Below are 14,657 nucleotides of genomic sequence, written 5' to 3' on the forward strand. Positions count from 1 at the left end.
GCAGCGGCCTTTTTACGAAAAAGTGTCTGAATAATCCAAAGGGGAACGCAGTGACACTCGATCTTGCCAGCTTTGCCAAAGACCGTGGCATCAAATATTTCATGATCAGTTATACCGACCTGTTCGGTGGCCAGCGGGCGAAGCTCGTCCCGGCCGAGGCGATTGCCGACATGCAGAAGAATGGTGCGGGTTTTGCCGGGTTTGCCACCTGGCTCGACCTTACGCCCGCCCACCCAGACCTGTTTGCGCTTCCCGATCCGTCCTCGGTCATCCAGCTCCCCTGGAAGAAGGATGTGGCCTGGGTCGCCGCCGATTGCGTCATGGAAGACCAGCCGGTGGACCAGGCACCGCGCGTCATGCTGAAACGCCTGATCGCTGAAGCGGCCAAGGAGGGCCTTCGCGTCAAGACCGGCGTCGAGCCGGAATTCTTCCTGATCTCACCGGATGGCGACAAGATTTCCGACGAGTTCGATAATGCCGAAAAGCCCTGCTACGACCAGCAGGCTATCATGCGCCGCTATGACGTGATCGCCGAAATCTGCGACTACATGCTCGAACTTGGCTGGAAGCCCTACCAGAACGACCATGAGGATGCGAACGGCCAGTTTGAAATGAACTGGGAATATGACGATGCTCTGCAGACTGCCGACAAGCATTCGTTCTTCAAGTTCATGGTCAAGACGATCGCCGAAAAACACGGCCTTCGCGCCACCTTCATGCCAAAGCCCTTCAAGGGGCTGACCGGCAACGGCTGCCACGCCCATATCTCCGTCTGGGATCTGGACGGCAAGACCAATGCCTTTGCCGACAAGGAAATGCCGTTCGGTCTGTCCGCCCAGGGAAGGACTTTCCTCGGTGGTATCATGAAGCACGCGTCGGCACTTGCTGCAGTGACCAATCCGACCGTCAACTCCTACAAGCGTATCAACGCGCCGCGCACGATTTCCGGTGCCACCTGGGCGCCGAATACGGTGACATGGACCGGCAACAACCGCACGCACATGGTCCGCGTTCCCGGTCCCGGCCGGTTCGAATTGCGTCTGCCGGATGGCGCGGTCAACCCGTATCTTCTGCAGGCGATCATCATCGCAGCGGGCTTGAACGGTATCCGGAAGAATGCCGATCCGGGCCGTCATTGGGACATCGACATGTACAAGGAAGGCCACACCGTTACCGGCGCACCGCTCCTGCCACTGAACCTGCTCGATGCACTCAGGGAATACGACAAGGACGAGGAGCTGAAGGCGGCGCTTGGCAAGAGTTTCTCCAGCGCCTACCTGAAGCTCAAGCATCAGGAGTGGAATGCCTACGCCTCGCATTTCACCGATTGGGAGCGGCAGACGACGCTCGATATCTGAGCCTCAGGCCAAGTTCCAAGATCAGAAGAGACGGCATGGCCTGTTCCTGCTATCCGATGTCGCGAAACGGATGGACGGGCAGGCCAGCGCCGCGCTAGCTTCCGTTCCACGATGCTGGGCCGGGAGGGCCAGCCAAGACCCAAACCGAGAGACTGAGACCGATGAAGAGCTACGTTCTGACCGTATCGTGCAAATCCACCCGTGGCATTGTCGCGGCGATTACCGGCTATCTGGCCGACGAAGGCTGTTACATCACCGACAGTTCGCAGTTCGACGACATGGAAACCGGCCTGTTCTTCATGCGGCTGACTTTCATCAGCCAGGAAGGTGCTGCACTTGAGAAGCTGAAGGCCGGGTTCGAGGCGGTGAAGACCCGGTTTGGCATGGACGCCGATATCCGTGATTCCGAGCACCGGATGAAGGTGCTTTTGATGGTGTCGCGTTTCGGCCATTGCCTCAACGATCTGCTCTACCGCTGGAAGATCGGCGCTTTGCCGATCGACATCGTCGGTGTGGTCTCCAACCATTTCGATTACCAGAAGGTAGTCGTCAATCACGACATCCCGTTCCATCATATCCCGGTGACCAAGGCCAACAAGGCGCAGGCGGAAGCCCGGATGATGGACGTGGTCGAGCAGACCGGCACCGAGTTGATCGTGCTTGCCCGCTACATGCAGATCCTGTCGGATGCCATCTGCCAGAAGATGTCGGGGCAGATCATCAACATCCACCATTCGTTCCTGCCGTCCTTCAAGGGCGCCAACCCCTACAAGCAAGCCTATGAGCGCGGCGTGAAGCTGATTGGTGCGACGGCGCATTACGTCACCGCCGATCTCGACGAAGGCCCGATCATCGAGCAGGACATCGCCCGCATCACCCATGCGCAGTCGGCCGAGGACTATGTCTCGATCGGCCGCGATGTCGAGAGCCAGGTTCTGGCGCGCGCCGTGCACGCCCATATCCACCACCGTACCTTCATCAACGGCAACCGCACTGTCGTCTTCCCGGCAAGCCCGGGATCCTATGCCTCCGAGCGCATGGGGTGATCTTAGCCAGCTTGCCGTCGTTCTTCGCATCCCCGGACGCCCTATGCGTCCGGGGATGTTTCACATCTGGGGATGTGCCGTGCAACTCAAACGGGCGGCGCAATCTCAAGCGGGGAGCCATCTGAAAAGCGGCTGAATCGGAACGGCGCGGGATCAACGATCGGCGTGGTGCCCATGACGAGGTCGGCGGAGAGATGGCCGGCGCCTGGGCCGATGCCGAAGCCGTGGCCTGAAAATCCTGTCGCGATTGTCAGTCCCGGGATGGCTTCCAATGTCGAGATGATCGGCACGGCGTCCGGCGTCACATCGATCAGGCCAGCCCAGATCTGCTCCACCCTCGCATCGCGCAGCACCGGCAGCGCTTCCGTGGCGGCTTGCAGCGCGCGCAAGGCGGCCTTGCCATCCGGTTTCGGATCGAGAATCCGGTGATGTTCGAATGCGCCGGGCCGGTCGAGCGGGACGGCGGAAATTTCGAACAGTTCATTCCAGCTCTGTGCGCTCAGGCCGAGTTGTACTGCGTCCCCTTCGGCTTTTCTGGCAGGCTGGAAATCCCGGAATAAGGCAAAACTGTCCGGCACCAGCGCATGCATGTTGATACCGCCGTTGGCGATGGTGTAGCCACCGTCGAGGCGTTTGCGATAGGCATACGACGCGGTTGCGCCCGCGCCGTCCGGTCCACGGTTGACTGCGCTGGTGCGCAATACCGAGTTGCGCACTTTCAGTTGCGGCAGCCGGATGCCAAGTCCCTTGCAGAACAGCCGTGACCATGCACCGCCGGCAAGCACGGCGGCGGAGGTTTCGATGCGGCCCTTCTCTGTGATGACGGCGCTGATGCGGCCAGCACTTTTCTCGATGCCGCGCACGGCGCAGCTGGTCAGGATACGGGCACCGGCCCGGCGCGCGCCCGCCGCAATCGCAGGTACCGCCTTTTGCGGTTCGGCGCGGCCATCGCTTGGCGTGTAGAGCGCGCCTTTGTACCGTTGCCCGGCGCCCAGCATCACGGCAGCCGTTTCGTCGGGGCCGATCTGGCGCGTGTCGAGGCCGTGCGCTTGCGCCAGTTTCAACCAGGCGTCGCGATTGGCGACATCCGTCTCGGTCTCGGAGATATAGACAATCCCCGAACGGTGAAATCCGGTGTTGCCGCCAACGCGCGCATCCAGCCCATCCCAGATTTTCAGGGCCTCAATCGCCAGCGGAATTTCACGCCGGTCGCGGCCCATGACACGGACCCAGCCCCAGTTGCGGCTCGACTGTTCGCCCCCGAGTACGCCCTTTTCGCACAGCACGACATCGACGCCGCGTTCGGCCAGGAATAGCGCCGTGCTGACCCCGATAATGCCGCCGCCGATGATGATGACGTCTGCTTTCTTTGGCAGGGCGTGGTCGGTTTCACTGCGATCGAGAATGGGGCCGGGCATGGGCGAAGGTTCCGTGCGTCGAAGGAAGTTATCTCCGATGTGCACGGTATCTTGCCGTTGTTCAAGTCGCAAAGACTGGCCGCTTGCCGGTCCTGCGACGTGGCCTCAGGCGGGCAGTGAAAAAGCGTCGCTCTCACCCTCGACCAGGTCTTCCGGCCAGACCTTCCTGAGTTCCGCATCCGGATAGAAATGGCTAAAGGCCGGCATGGTCGCAAGGAGCGCTTCCGCCAGTGCGATCCCGAGATCGCGGCGCGATAGCGTGAAGCCGGTCAGGCTTGGCGAGAGGAAATGCGATTGCGGGCTCTGGCGGCCGATGATTGCGATATCGCGTCCAGGCTTGAGGCCGGCTTCGCTCATGCCACGATAGAAGCCTATGGCGATGGTTTCATTGACCAAAAGGATTGCGGTCGGCCGGTCCTTCATGGCCAGCAATTGCTGGGCGACATGATAGCCACCTGCCTCGTTCGGCTTCGAGTTGAAGACGAGATCAGGATCGAGCGTCAGTCCGTGTGCAGCAAGTGCCCGGGCGCTCTGATCGACGAAGAGATGACCGAGGTTGATATCATCATGCGGCCTTGTCACGGCGATCCGGCGATGACCCTTGGCCACCAGGCGGTCGATCGAGGTTTGCGCCATGCCTTCGAAATCGAGATCGAGCCAGGGCTGGCCGACATCCGTCAGGCTGCGTCCGAGCGTAACGAACGGAATCTTGCGTTTGGCGAGAAATTCGAAGCGTGGATCGTGCCGCTGCGTCGCCGACAGGATGAGGCCATCGGCAAAACCACGCGCGACGACGCGGCGGAGATAGTCGTCGGGGTCTTCTTCCGATGAGCAGAGCAGGGCAACCAGATCGAGATGGTGGCGGGCAAACACCGTTTGCACGCCGTCGAATACACTCATGAAGAACGTATCACCCTGGCCGGTGATCTCCGTGCCGGTCTGCATCATGAAGCCGATGATGTTGGTGGTGCCCTGGCGCAGGCTGCGGCCGGATTGATTGGGCACATAGCCGAGTTCTGCCGCTGCTTCGAGAACCTTGCGGCGTGTTTCCTCGTTGACGTCAGGGCGCCCGTTCAGCGCCCGCGAGACGGTGCCGATAGAAATATCCAGATGCTGTGCAAGCCTGCGTATGCCCGTCATTTCAGCTGCTTTCAACGCGTGATTTCGGTTGCCCAATGCTTCTCTATTGACACGTTTCAAAAATCGTTCATAGTTCCGTAAACGTTTACGGTGGCCGAAAAGGAGCGAAAACCGTAGACTTTAAGGAGGAGAAACCCATTTTGCGTGCAGTTCTGTGCGGGTGCGGAGCTATGGCCAAAGGCTGGCTCAAGGCGATCGCTGAAACCCCTGAAATTCGCTCGGCGGTTGAAGTCGTCGGGCTGGTCGACGTCAATCCGGTGGCAGCGAAAGCCCTGGCCGCCGAATTCGGATTGGCGGATGCGGTTATCGGTTCTGATCTCGGCGATGTCTTGCAAAAGACCTCCGCCGAAATCGTCTTCGATGTCGTCATTCCATCCGCCCGCCACGATGTGGTGGGAACGGCGCTCGCCCATGGCTGTCACGTGCTCAGCGAAAAGCCGATGGCAGCGTCGATTGAAGCGGGCCGTTCGTTGATTGCGCAAGCCGAGGCCGCAGGAAAGATTCACGCCATTGTCCAGAACCGCCGGTTCATCTCTGGTATTCGCCGCATCCGCCGTCTGGTGGAAAGCGGTGCGCTTGGCGAACTAACGGCGATCCATTGCGACTTCTTCATCGGCGCGCATTTCGGCGGGTTCCGCGAAGAGATGGACAATGTGCTGCTTCTCGACATGGCGATCCACACATTCGACGCCGCCCGTTTCGTGGCGGACAAGGTGCCGGTGGCGGTCTATTGCCATGAAAGCAATCCGCGCGGTTCCTGGTATGCGCATGGCGCGGCGGCCAACGCGATCTTCGAATTTTCCGATGACGTGACGTTTACCTATCGCGGCTCCTGGTGTGCGGAAGGGGCCAATACCAGCTGGGAAAGCCAGTGGCGGATTATTGGCACCAAGGGCACGCTGCTCTGGGATGGTGCGGACGAATTCAAGGCGGGCGTGATCGCGGGTTCGGAAGGTTTCTTCCGTCCAATCGAGGCTATCGACGTGCCGCAACCGGCAAACGAGGCGCAGACCCATGGCCATGCCAGCGTGATCGCCGACTTCCTCACCGCCATCCGAACCGGCGCCAAGCCGGAGACCGTCAGCAGCGACAATATCAACAGCCTTGCCATGGTGTTTGCGGCGATCGAGAGCGCCCGCACCCGGCAGCGCGTGACCCTATGAAGAACAGGACAGTTTGATGAGCAATCCGGCAAAATCCATCCGTATCGGCACCATGATCAGCGCATCCGCAGGCAAGGCGGCGGAGCGCATCGGCAAGGTGGCAGACTTGGGCTTCGAAAGCTTCGAGCCGTTCTTTTGGCAGACGACCAATGGCCAGAACCTCGCCGAACTTGGCAAGCGCTGCGTCGAGGCGATCGGCGATCGCGATATCACCATTTCGACACTCGGCATGTTCGGCAATCCGCTGGAAACCACCGACATCGACCGCGATACGCTGCAGGGCTGGAAGGACTGCATCGACAACGCCCACCATTTCGGCGCCACTTGCGTGGCGGGTTTCACCGGCCGTATCCGCAACAAACCGCTGACCGACAGCCTGCCGCGCTACAAGGAAGTCTGGAGCGAGCTTGCCAAGCGTGCCGCCGACAAGGGCGTCAAGATCGCGTTTGAGAATTGCGCCATGGATGGCAATTGGGCGACCGGCGACTGGAATATCGCCCACAATCCGGATGCCTGGGAACTGATGTTCAACGAGACACCGGATGATAATATCGGGCTCGAATGGGAGCCTTGCCACCAGATGGTCTATCTCATTGATCCGCTGCCGCAGATCCGCAAATGGGCGAAAAAGATCTTCCACGTGCATGGCAAGGACGCGACGATCCGCTGGGATGTCATTCGCGAGCACGGCATTTTCGGCAAGGAAAAATTCGTCTTCATGCGCACGCCGGGCTTTGGCGACACCAACTGGACGGATGTGATCTCGGAACTACGCCTTGCCGGCTGGTCGGGCTCGATCGACATCGAAGGCTGGCACGATCCGGTTTATCGCGATGCGCTGGAAATGACCGGCCAGGTGCACGGCCTCAATTATCTGAAGACATGCCGGGGCGGTGATTTCGTCACCGATCCCGCCTGATTGATCAGGCAGGCTTGAGAGAACTGACATGGACTGAAGAAGGCCGGCATGGAGGATGTCGGCCGACAGGATAACCACAAGGAGGAAATCATGGGTATCCGCAAATATGCAGTCATTGGTGCAATGGCGCTGGCAGGCGTCTCTATGTTCGGCCTTTCCGCCAAGGCGGAAGATGTGAAGCTCACCGTCTGGTCGCTTGACCGGGACATCCAACCGGCACCGCATCTGGTGGCCGATTTCAACAAGCTCAACAACGGTATCCAGATCGAATACCGCCAGATCCAGTTCGATGATGTGGTGAGCGAGGCGATGCGCGCCTATTCGACCGGCCAGGCGCCGGATATTATCGCCATCGACAATCCCGAGCATGCGCTGTTTTCGTCGCGCGGCGCCTTCCTTGATCTCACCGACATGATCTCGAAATCGACAGTGATCAAGCCGGAGAACTATTTCCCCGGCCCGCTGAAATCGGTTGAATGGGACGGCAAGTATTACGGCGTGCCGAAAGCGACGAACACGATCGCGCTCTACTACAACAAGGACATGTTCAAGGCGAAAGGGCTTGATCCGAACAAGCCGCCGCAGACCTGGGACGAGCTTGTCGAGGACGCACGCAAGCTGACCGACCCGGCGGCCAATGTTTATGGTCTGGCCTTCTCGGCTAAGGCCAACGAAGAAGGCACGTTCCAGTTCCTGCCCTGGGCGCAGATGGGCGGCGGTAGTTATGAAAACATCAATTCCGAAGGTGCCGTAAAGGCATTGACCGTCTGGAAGACGATCATGGACGAGAAGCTGGCTTCCCCGGATACGCTGACCCGCGGCCAGTGGGATTCGACCGGCACGTTCAACTCGGGCAATGCCGCCATGGCGATCTCCGGTCCGTGGGAACTCGACCGCATGTCGCAGGAAGCGAAATTCGACTGGGGCGTGACGCTGCTGCCGGTTCCGCAGGAAGGTGCAGAACGTTCGTCTGCCATGGGCGATTTCAACTGGGCGATCTTCGCCTCGACCAAGCATCCGGAGGAAGCCTTCAAGGCGCTCGAGTTTTTCGCCTCGCAGGATGACAAGATGTTCAAGAATTACGGCCAGCTTCCGGCCCGCTCCGATATCGCGATCCCGGCAACCGGCCAGGCGCTGAAGGATGCTGGACTGCAAGTGTTCCTCGAACAGCTGAAATACGCCAAGCCGCGCGGCCCGCATCCGGAATGGCCGAAGATCTCCAAGGCGATCCAGGATGCCATTCAGGCAGCGCTCACCGGCCAGTCGAGCCCGAAGGACGCGCTTGATCAGGCGGCCGATAAGATCAAGGCTGTGCTGGGCTGATTTGCTCCTCTTCTCCCCAGCGGGGAGAAGATGCCCAACGGGCAGATGAGGGGGATGAGGAGCGGCAGCGACGAATGCTTTCACGAAAGCCATAACCGAACGGCAGTGTGTGCCGCCCGCTCATCCGGCCCTTCGGGCCACCTTCTCCCCGTTGGGGAGAAGGTAAAAACGCCGATGGTTCGTACCATCATCATTTCCTCCCGGAAGGGGTTGTCTTTCGCGCCAATGCGCCAGACAGCCCCGTTCGGAGCATCGGAGGCCCCATGAAGAGGCTGCTTTCCAGCATCCGGGATGGCAACGGTTTCGATATCGTGCTCGTCGCCTTTCCGCTCGGTTTTCTGTTCCTGATGGCGGGTCTGCCGCTGCTCTACAATATCCTGATGAGCTTTCAGGAAGTCGATATGTTCAGCCTCGGCACGTTCCTGCGCCCCTTCGTCGGCTTCAAGAACTATCAGGATCTGTTTTCTCAACCGGAGACATGGCCGATCCTTGGCAATACCGCGATCTTCGTCACCGGTTCGATTGCCGGGCAATTCCTGATCGGCTTTGGGCTGGCGCTGTTCTTCTGGGTCAATTTCCCCGGGGCTTCCTGGCTGCGCGGCTTGTTTCTCGTGTCCTGGGTCATGCCGGGCCTCGTCGTCGGCGCCATCTGGAACTGGATCCTGTCGGGAGATTTCGGCGTGTTGAATTTCATGCTGCGGGAAACCGGCATCATCTCGGGCAACATTTTCTGGCGCTCCGATCCGAACTATTCGCTCTATGCGGTCATCATCGCCAATATCTGGCTGGGCACTGCCTTCAACATGATCCTATTATCCGTCGGGCTGGCCAGCATTCCCGGCGATCTCTATGAGGCTGCCGAACTCGACGGCGCCAATGCCTGGCAACGCTTCTGGACGATCACCCTGCCGATGATGCGCTCGACCATCGGCGCCATCGTTTCGCTTGGCCTGATCTTCACGCTGCAGCAATTCGACCTTTTTGCCGCCATCACCTCCGGCGGGCCGAACAATTCGTCCAACGTCACGCAATACTGGGCGTGGGACCTGTCCTTCCGGCAATATGACTTCGCCAAAGGAGCGACGATCTCCGTCATCATGATCGTCTTCGTGATGTTCGCCTCGGTCGTCTATGTCCGCTCCACACGTCATGAGGTGCGCGGATGAGTGATACCAATCGCAACCGCCTGATGCTGGTGATCGCCATCGTCATGGCAGCAATCTATCTGTTCCCGCTTTACTGGATGTTCATCACCGCTTTGAAAAGCGGTTCGGAGATGTTTGCGACGCCGCCGAGCTTTTGGCTGTCAGAGCCGCAATGGGCCACCTACGCCTTCGTCTGGGAAAGCCGGGGCATGGGACGCTATCTGTGGAACTCGCTGGTCATCGCCTTCGGCTCGGTCACCCTGATCACCGTGCTCGGTGTCGGCTGTGCCTATGTGCTGGCGCGGTACAGGAATGTCTGGGTCGATATCGGCCTGTTCCTGATCCTGATGCTGCAGGTGCTACCGGCGTCGCTGATGATCACGCCGATCTTCGTCGGTTTCTCGCAGCTGGGAATGCTGAATTATCCGCGCCTGGCGGTGATCATCGCCATTGCTGCCAAAAGCATGCCATTCTTTGTCGTACTGGTGCGCGCCACCTTCATGGCGGTGCCACAGGAGCTGGAAGAAGCAGCCCTTGTTGACGGCAATTCGCGGGTCGGCGCTTTCTTCAACATCGTTCTGCCGCTTGCACGCAACGGTATCCTTGTCAGCGCCATTTTGATCTTCATGCAGGCCTTCGGCGAGTTCGTCTATTCGAAATCGATCATCCAGGCGGTGGAACTGCAGCCCGCCAGCGTTGGCCTCAACTCGTTCATGGGACCGAACACCAATGAATGGAACAACATCATGGCCTATGCCACGATCTATGTGACCCCCATCCTCGCCATCTTCGTGCTGCTGCAGCGGCGCATCGTCTCCGGCCTTACTTCGGGAGCCATCAAATGACCAAGCAGATCGAGCTCTCGGGCGTCAATAAATATTACGGTGCCTTCCATGCACTAAAGAACATCGAACTCAGCATCGAGAAGGGCAGCTTCGTCGCGCTTGTCGGTCCGTCCGGCTGTGGCAAGTCCACGCTGTTGCGGTCGCTCGCCGGACTGGAAAGCATCTCGACGGGCGATCTGAAAATTGCCGGTGAGCTGATGAACAACGTGCCGCCGCGCAAGCGGGATATCGCCATGGTGTTCCAGTCCTATGCGCTTTATCCGCATATGACGGTGGAGCAGAACCTGACCTACAGTTTGCGCATTCGCGGTGTCCCCAAAGCGGAGGCCAAAAAGGCGGCGGAAGAAGTTGCGGCAACGACCGGGCTCTCCCAGCTTCTCGGCCGTTATCCGCGCGAGCTTTCCGGCGGCCAGCGCCAGCGTGTCGCCATGAGCCGGGCGATCATCCGCCACCCCAAGGCGTTTCTCTTCGACGAGCCGCTGTCCAACCTCGACGCCGCGCTGCGTGTCCACATGCGCAAGGAAATCCGCACCCTGCATGACCGGCTGGGCGCAACCTCCGTTTATGTGACGCATGACCAGATCGAAGCCATGACCATGGCCGATCATGTCGTGGTGATGAAGGATGGCGTCATCGAGCAGCAGGGCGCACCGCTCGAACTTTACGACCGGCCGGCCAACAAGTTTGTTGCCGGCTTCATCGGTTCGCCGGCGATGAATTTCGTGCCTGCTGTTGTCGGCGAGGATGGCCGTTCGCTGGCGGTCGATGTCGGCGAGAGGCAGACCATCACGCTCGACCGGCAGCTACAGCCGGGCCGCAGGGTGACGGCGGGATTGAGGCCTGAACATCTGCATTTCGTCGAGCCGGGGCAGGGTGTTTTCCGCCTGCCGGTCGGCATTGTCGAAAGCACCGGCTCGGCGACTTACATCACGACAGCCACTGCGACGGAGGTGACGATTGTTGAAACGGCGCGCAGACCGGTGAAAACCGGCGATATCATCGATGTGTCGATCCGTCCCGCCGATGTCCATGTGTTCGATGGCGAGACCGGATTGCGGGTATGAGGCAAGCCATTCCAGCGTGATGGCGGCGCTATACATCGGCAGGCCGGCGCGATAATCTCTCGCCGAGCAGCCAAGGTATGCAGAACCGCATGACACAGACAAAATCCAGCAGTCTCCACCCTGTTTTGCGGGTCGATTTTCCACATTCCGAACGGCTGGGGCGGGGCAAGATCGAACTGCTCGAGCATATCCGCGAGACCGGATCGATCTCCGCTGCGGGCCGGGCCATGGATATGTCCTACCGGCGGGCCTGGCTTTTGGTGAGCGCGCTCAACAGCATGTTCAGGCAAGAGGCGGTGGAATCGCAGCGTGGCGGAAAACAGGGCGGCGGTGCGGTTTTGACGCCTTTCGGTGACGAGCTGATCCGTCAGTTTCGAGCGATGGAGGAGAAGGCACAGGCGGCACTGGCATCGGAGCTGGCCTGGCTGCAGGACAATCTCAGCGCCAGCGCGCCGGCGATCAGAGATCCAGAGCCACGCTCTTGATGATCGCGTAAACCGGCTTGCCGGGATTGAGCCCGAGCATGTCGCGGGACAGCACCGTCACCGCCGAGATGATCGTCACACCATCGCAATCCAGCCGTACATCGACCATGCCCTGCGCCGGTTCGCCGATCTCGATGATCATGGCCTGCAGAATGTTGAGCGCACTCAGACCTTCTGGCCGGCTGGTTGCCAGCATGACGTCGCGGGCGGCAATCTGCAGCCGGACGTGTTTGCCAATGGGGGCATTCAGCTGCGGCACGCGGATTTCGACATTTCCGGACCTGATGACCGTGATCTGGTGTTCCATGTCCGTCGTCTCGACAGTGCCGTCGATGACAGCACGGGCCTCGCGGCGGTCGATGGTCGAGGAGGGCTGGCTGAGAATGGTTGCCGCATCGCCAGATGCGCTGATGCGGCCATTTTCCAGGATGATGACCTTTGTCGCCAGCCGGGCGACTTCTGCCACCGAGTGGCTGACATAGATGATCGGAATATCCGCTTCGTCGCGCAGCCGCTCCAGATAGGGTAAAATTTCCGCCTTGCGCTCCTCGTCGAGCGCAGCCATGGGCTCGTCCATCAGCAACAGGCGCGGGTTGGATAACAGCGCCCGGCCGATGGCGATGCGCTGTTTTTCGCCGCCGGAGAGATTGGCCGGCGCGCGGTCCAGCAGTGCGCCGACACCGAGCAGATCGACGATCCGGTTGAAATCCGCACCAACATGGCTGCGGCGGGCAAACCACCGGCCGTAGCCGAGATTGCGTCGCACGCTCAGGTGCGGAAACAGCCGTGCCTCCTGAAAGACGTAACCGAAGCGGCGCCTATGCGCGGGCACGAAAATCTGGTTGTCACCGTCGAAAAGAACGTCTCCATTGAAGGAAAGATGCCCGCCGCCCGGCCGTATAAGACCAGAAATGATATTGATCAGCGATGTTTTGCCGGAGCCCGAGCGGCCGAAGAGGGCGGTCACGCCCTTGTCCGCGGTGAAGGCAGCTTCCACGGAAAATGCGCCGAGCCGATGACGGATATCGACCTTGAGGCTCATGCGGCATCCATTTTCTTTGCGGCAAGATTTGCCAGGATTTCGGACACGATCAGCGCGGCCATCGAAATGACGATGGAAATGAGGGTCAGGCGAAACGCGCCGGCATCGCCACCGGGAACCTGGGTGAAAGTGTAGATCGCTGCCGACAGGGTCTGGGTTTCACCCGGAATATTGGAGACGAACGTAATCGTCGCGCCGAATTCGCCCATCGCCTTGGCAAAGGCGAGCACCATACCGGCGATGATGCCGGGCAGCACCAGCGGCAGGGTGACGGTCAGGAATACCCAGAAGGGTCCGGCACCCAGTGTTGATGCAGCCTGTTCCAACCGTCGATCGACGGCCTCGATCGAGAGGCGAATGCTGCGCACCATCAGCGGGAAGGCCATCACGCCGCAGGCAAGGGCAGCGCCGGTCCAGCGGAAGGAAAAGACGATACCGGTATATTCGGCGAGAAATGCGCCGATCGGGCCGCGTTTGCCGAACAGAACGAGAAGGAGAAAGCCGGTCACGACCGGCGGCAGGATCAGCGGAAGGTGAACCAAGCCGTTGAGGATGGATTTGCCCCAGAAGCGCCCGCGCGCCAGAAGCATGGCGATAGCAATGGCGAAGGGCAGGCTGACGATCATCGCGACGAGCGAGACGCGCAGGCTGAGACGGATTGCCGTCCATTCCGCGTCACTTAAAGTCAACCAGTCCAAATGTGCGTGCTCCGTCCCTGACGGTCAGACGATATGCGCTCCATCCATTCGCGGATAGAGCGCATTGAAGTCTTATTTCCGGCCTGTCTTACTTCAGAACCGTAAAGCCCTGGGCCTCGAACAGTGCGGCGGCCTTGGCAGACTTGACGAAGTCGACATAGGCGGCGGCGTCCGGGTTCTTGCTGTCGGTGGTGATCGCGATCGGATAAACGATCGGCGGATGGCTGTCTTCCGGGAAAGTACCGGCGATCGTCACGTCTTTGTCGGCGGCGGCATCCGTCTGGTAGACGATGCCGTAGGGTGCTTCGCCCTTGGAGACGAGCAGAAGCGCTGCGCGGACGTTTTCAGCACCCGCAACGTTCTTCTCGACCGAAGACCAGATGCCGAGCTTTTCAAGTGCTGCCTTGCCGTATTTGCCGGCCGGCACAGAATTGACGGCGCCCATGGCGAGCTTTTCGTCGCCGAGAAGAGCCTTCAAATCCAGTCCCTGCTTGATATCCACCGGAGCGGCGTCTTTCTTGCCGGTCACCAGAACGATACGGTTGCCGAGCAGGTTGGCGCGGGTTTCGTCCTTGATCAGCTTCTTTTCAGCGACGTAATCCATCCAGGCAAGGTCGGCGGAGATGAAGACGTCGGCCGGTGCGCCGGATTCGATCTGCTTGGCGAGCGCCGAGCTTGCCGCATAGGAAACGGTGGTTTCCTTGCCTGATTCCTTCTTCCATTCGGCATCGATGGCATCGAGCGCGTTCTTGAGGCTTGCTGCGGCAAAGACGGTGACCTTTTCGGCTGCAAGTGCAGGCTGGGCAAGCGCCGCGGCGCCAATCCAGAGTGCAACGGCGGCAGTTCCGAAAAATTTCAGCAAGGTTCGACGTTCAGAGCGCATGCGGTCCCCCATTGGTTTCGAGATATCTCTTTAGATATAACGGTATAATCCGATTGGCCAGCGTTATGTTTGTCAAAATATATTGAAAGTCATTTGCACCGGCCTGCAGCTCGCGGCTTGCTATCGAT

The 14,657-nt window shown here is 59.9% G+C and carries 14 protein-coding genes; 9 read left to right on the forward strand and 5 right to left on the reverse strand.

Features of this window, described 5'->3' with window-relative positions; translation table 11 throughout:
* The first annotated feature begins 50 nt into the window (after nucleotides 1–50).
* Together glnT and purU are read left to right on the forward strand one after the other, a co-directional pair.
* A complete protein-coding gene (glnT, locus tag ACSQ3J_RS24855) occupies nucleotides 51–1,358 on the forward strand; it encodes a type III glutamate--ammonia ligase (protein WP_436040549.1) in 1,308 nt (435 codons plus the stop codon).
* 161 nt (nucleotides 1,359–1,519) lie between these two features.
* Nucleotides 1,520–2,404 carry a formyltetrahydrofolate deformylase gene (gene purU, locus ACSQ3J_RS24860; RefSeq protein WP_436040550.1) on the forward strand — a complete coding sequence of 295 codons (885 nt, stop codon included), beginning with the start codon at nucleotides 1,520–1,522 and terminating at the stop codon, nucleotides 2,402–2,404.
* An 86-nt stretch (nucleotides 2,405–2,490) separates the two neighbouring features.
* On the opposite strand, the gene ACSQ3J_RS24865 is transcribed toward purU, so the two are convergent.
* Nucleotides 2,491–3,822, reverse strand: coding sequence for an NAD(P)/FAD-dependent oxidoreductase (locus ACSQ3J_RS24865; RefSeq protein WP_060503082.1), 1,332 nt, complete (start codon nucleotides 3,820–3,822; stop codon nucleotides 2,491–2,493).
* Between the two features lie 105 nt (nucleotides 3,823–3,927).
* Complete coding sequence (locus ACSQ3J_RS24870; protein ID WP_060503081.1) at nucleotides 3,928–4,962, reverse strand: LacI family DNA-binding transcriptional regulator; 1,035 nt, start codon at nucleotides 4,960–4,962, stop codon at nucleotides 3,928–3,930.
* A gap of 137 nt (nucleotides 4,963–5,099) precedes the next feature.
* Between ACSQ3J_RS24870 and ACSQ3J_RS24875 the strand changes: the two genes are divergently transcribed.
* The 7 genes from ACSQ3J_RS24875 (at nucleotide 5,100) to ACSQ3J_RS24905 (ending at nucleotide 11,906) form a co-directional block, all read left to right on the forward strand.
* The gene (locus ACSQ3J_RS24875; protein WP_277995994.1) at nucleotides 5,100–6,125 is read left to right on the forward strand and encodes a Gfo/Idh/MocA family protein; all 1,026 of its coding nucleotides are present in this window, start codon (nucleotides 5,100–5,102) and stop codon (nucleotides 6,123–6,125) included.
* Nucleotides 6,126–6,141: 16 nt separating this feature from the next.
* Complete coding sequence (locus ACSQ3J_RS24880; protein WP_060503079.1) at nucleotides 6,142–7,044, forward strand: sugar phosphate isomerase/epimerase family protein; 903 nt, start codon at nucleotides 6,142–6,144, stop codon at nucleotides 7,042–7,044.
* A gap of 90 nt (nucleotides 7,045–7,134) precedes the next feature.
* A complete protein-coding gene (locus ACSQ3J_RS24885) occupies nucleotides 7,135–8,367 on the forward strand; it encodes an ABC transporter substrate-binding protein (protein WP_060503162.1) in 1,233 nt (410 codons plus the stop codon).
* Between the two features lie 263 nt (nucleotides 8,368–8,630).
* On the forward strand, nucleotides 8,631–9,533 hold the full coding sequence (locus ACSQ3J_RS24890) for a carbohydrate ABC transporter permease (protein WP_060503077.1): 903 nt from the start codon (nucleotides 8,631–8,633) through the stop codon (nucleotides 9,531–9,533).
* Complete coding sequence (locus tag ACSQ3J_RS24895; RefSeq protein WP_436040551.1) at nucleotides 9,530–10,357, forward strand: carbohydrate ABC transporter permease; 828 nt, start codon at nucleotides 9,530–9,532, stop codon at nucleotides 10,355–10,357. Before ACSQ3J_RS24890 ends, ACSQ3J_RS24895 begins: the two co-directional genes overlap by 4 nt.
* On the forward strand, nucleotides 10,354–11,421 hold the full coding sequence (locus ACSQ3J_RS24900) for an ABC transporter ATP-binding protein (RefSeq protein WP_060503075.1): 1,068 nt from the start codon (nucleotides 10,354–10,356) through the stop codon (nucleotides 11,419–11,421). The genes ACSQ3J_RS24895 and ACSQ3J_RS24900 overlap by 4 nt, the downstream gene beginning before the upstream one ends.
* 89 nt (nucleotides 11,422–11,510) lie before the next feature.
* Nucleotides 11,511–11,906, forward strand: a complete 396-nt coding sequence (locus ACSQ3J_RS24905; protein WP_060503074.1) for a winged helix-turn-helix domain-containing protein — start codon at nucleotides 11,511–11,513, stop codon at nucleotides 11,904–11,906.
* Here ACSQ3J_RS24905 and modC read toward each other — a convergent pair.
* From modC to modA, 3 genes are all read right to left on the reverse strand, one after another.
* Entirely contained in the window at nucleotides 11,881–12,948 is a 1,068-nt protein-coding gene (gene modC, locus ACSQ3J_RS24910) for a molybdenum ABC transporter ATP-binding protein (protein ID WP_060503073.1), read from the reverse strand. The two genes, ACSQ3J_RS24905 and modC, sit on opposite strands and share 26 nt — an antisense overlap.
* Nucleotides 12,945–13,646 carry a molybdate ABC transporter permease subunit gene (gene modB, locus ACSQ3J_RS24915; protein WP_060503072.1) on the reverse strand — a complete coding sequence of 234 codons (702 nt, stop codon included), beginning with the start codon at nucleotides 13,644–13,646 and terminating at the stop codon, nucleotides 12,945–12,947. The genes modC and modB overlap by 4 nt, the downstream gene beginning before the upstream one ends.
* An 88-nt stretch (nucleotides 13,647–13,734) precedes the next feature.
* Nucleotides 13,735–14,529, reverse strand: coding sequence for a molybdate ABC transporter substrate-binding protein (gene modA, locus ACSQ3J_RS24920; RefSeq protein ID WP_060503161.1), 795 nt, complete (start codon nucleotides 14,527–14,529; stop codon nucleotides 13,735–13,737).
* Between the last annotated feature and the right edge of the window lie 128 nt (nucleotides 14,530–14,657).

Origin of the sequence: Rhizobium sp. LjRoot98 (genome assembly GCF_964252935.1) — a bacterium.
Lineage (GTDB): Bacteria > Pseudomonadota > Alphaproteobacteria > Rhizobiales > Rhizobiaceae > Pararhizobium.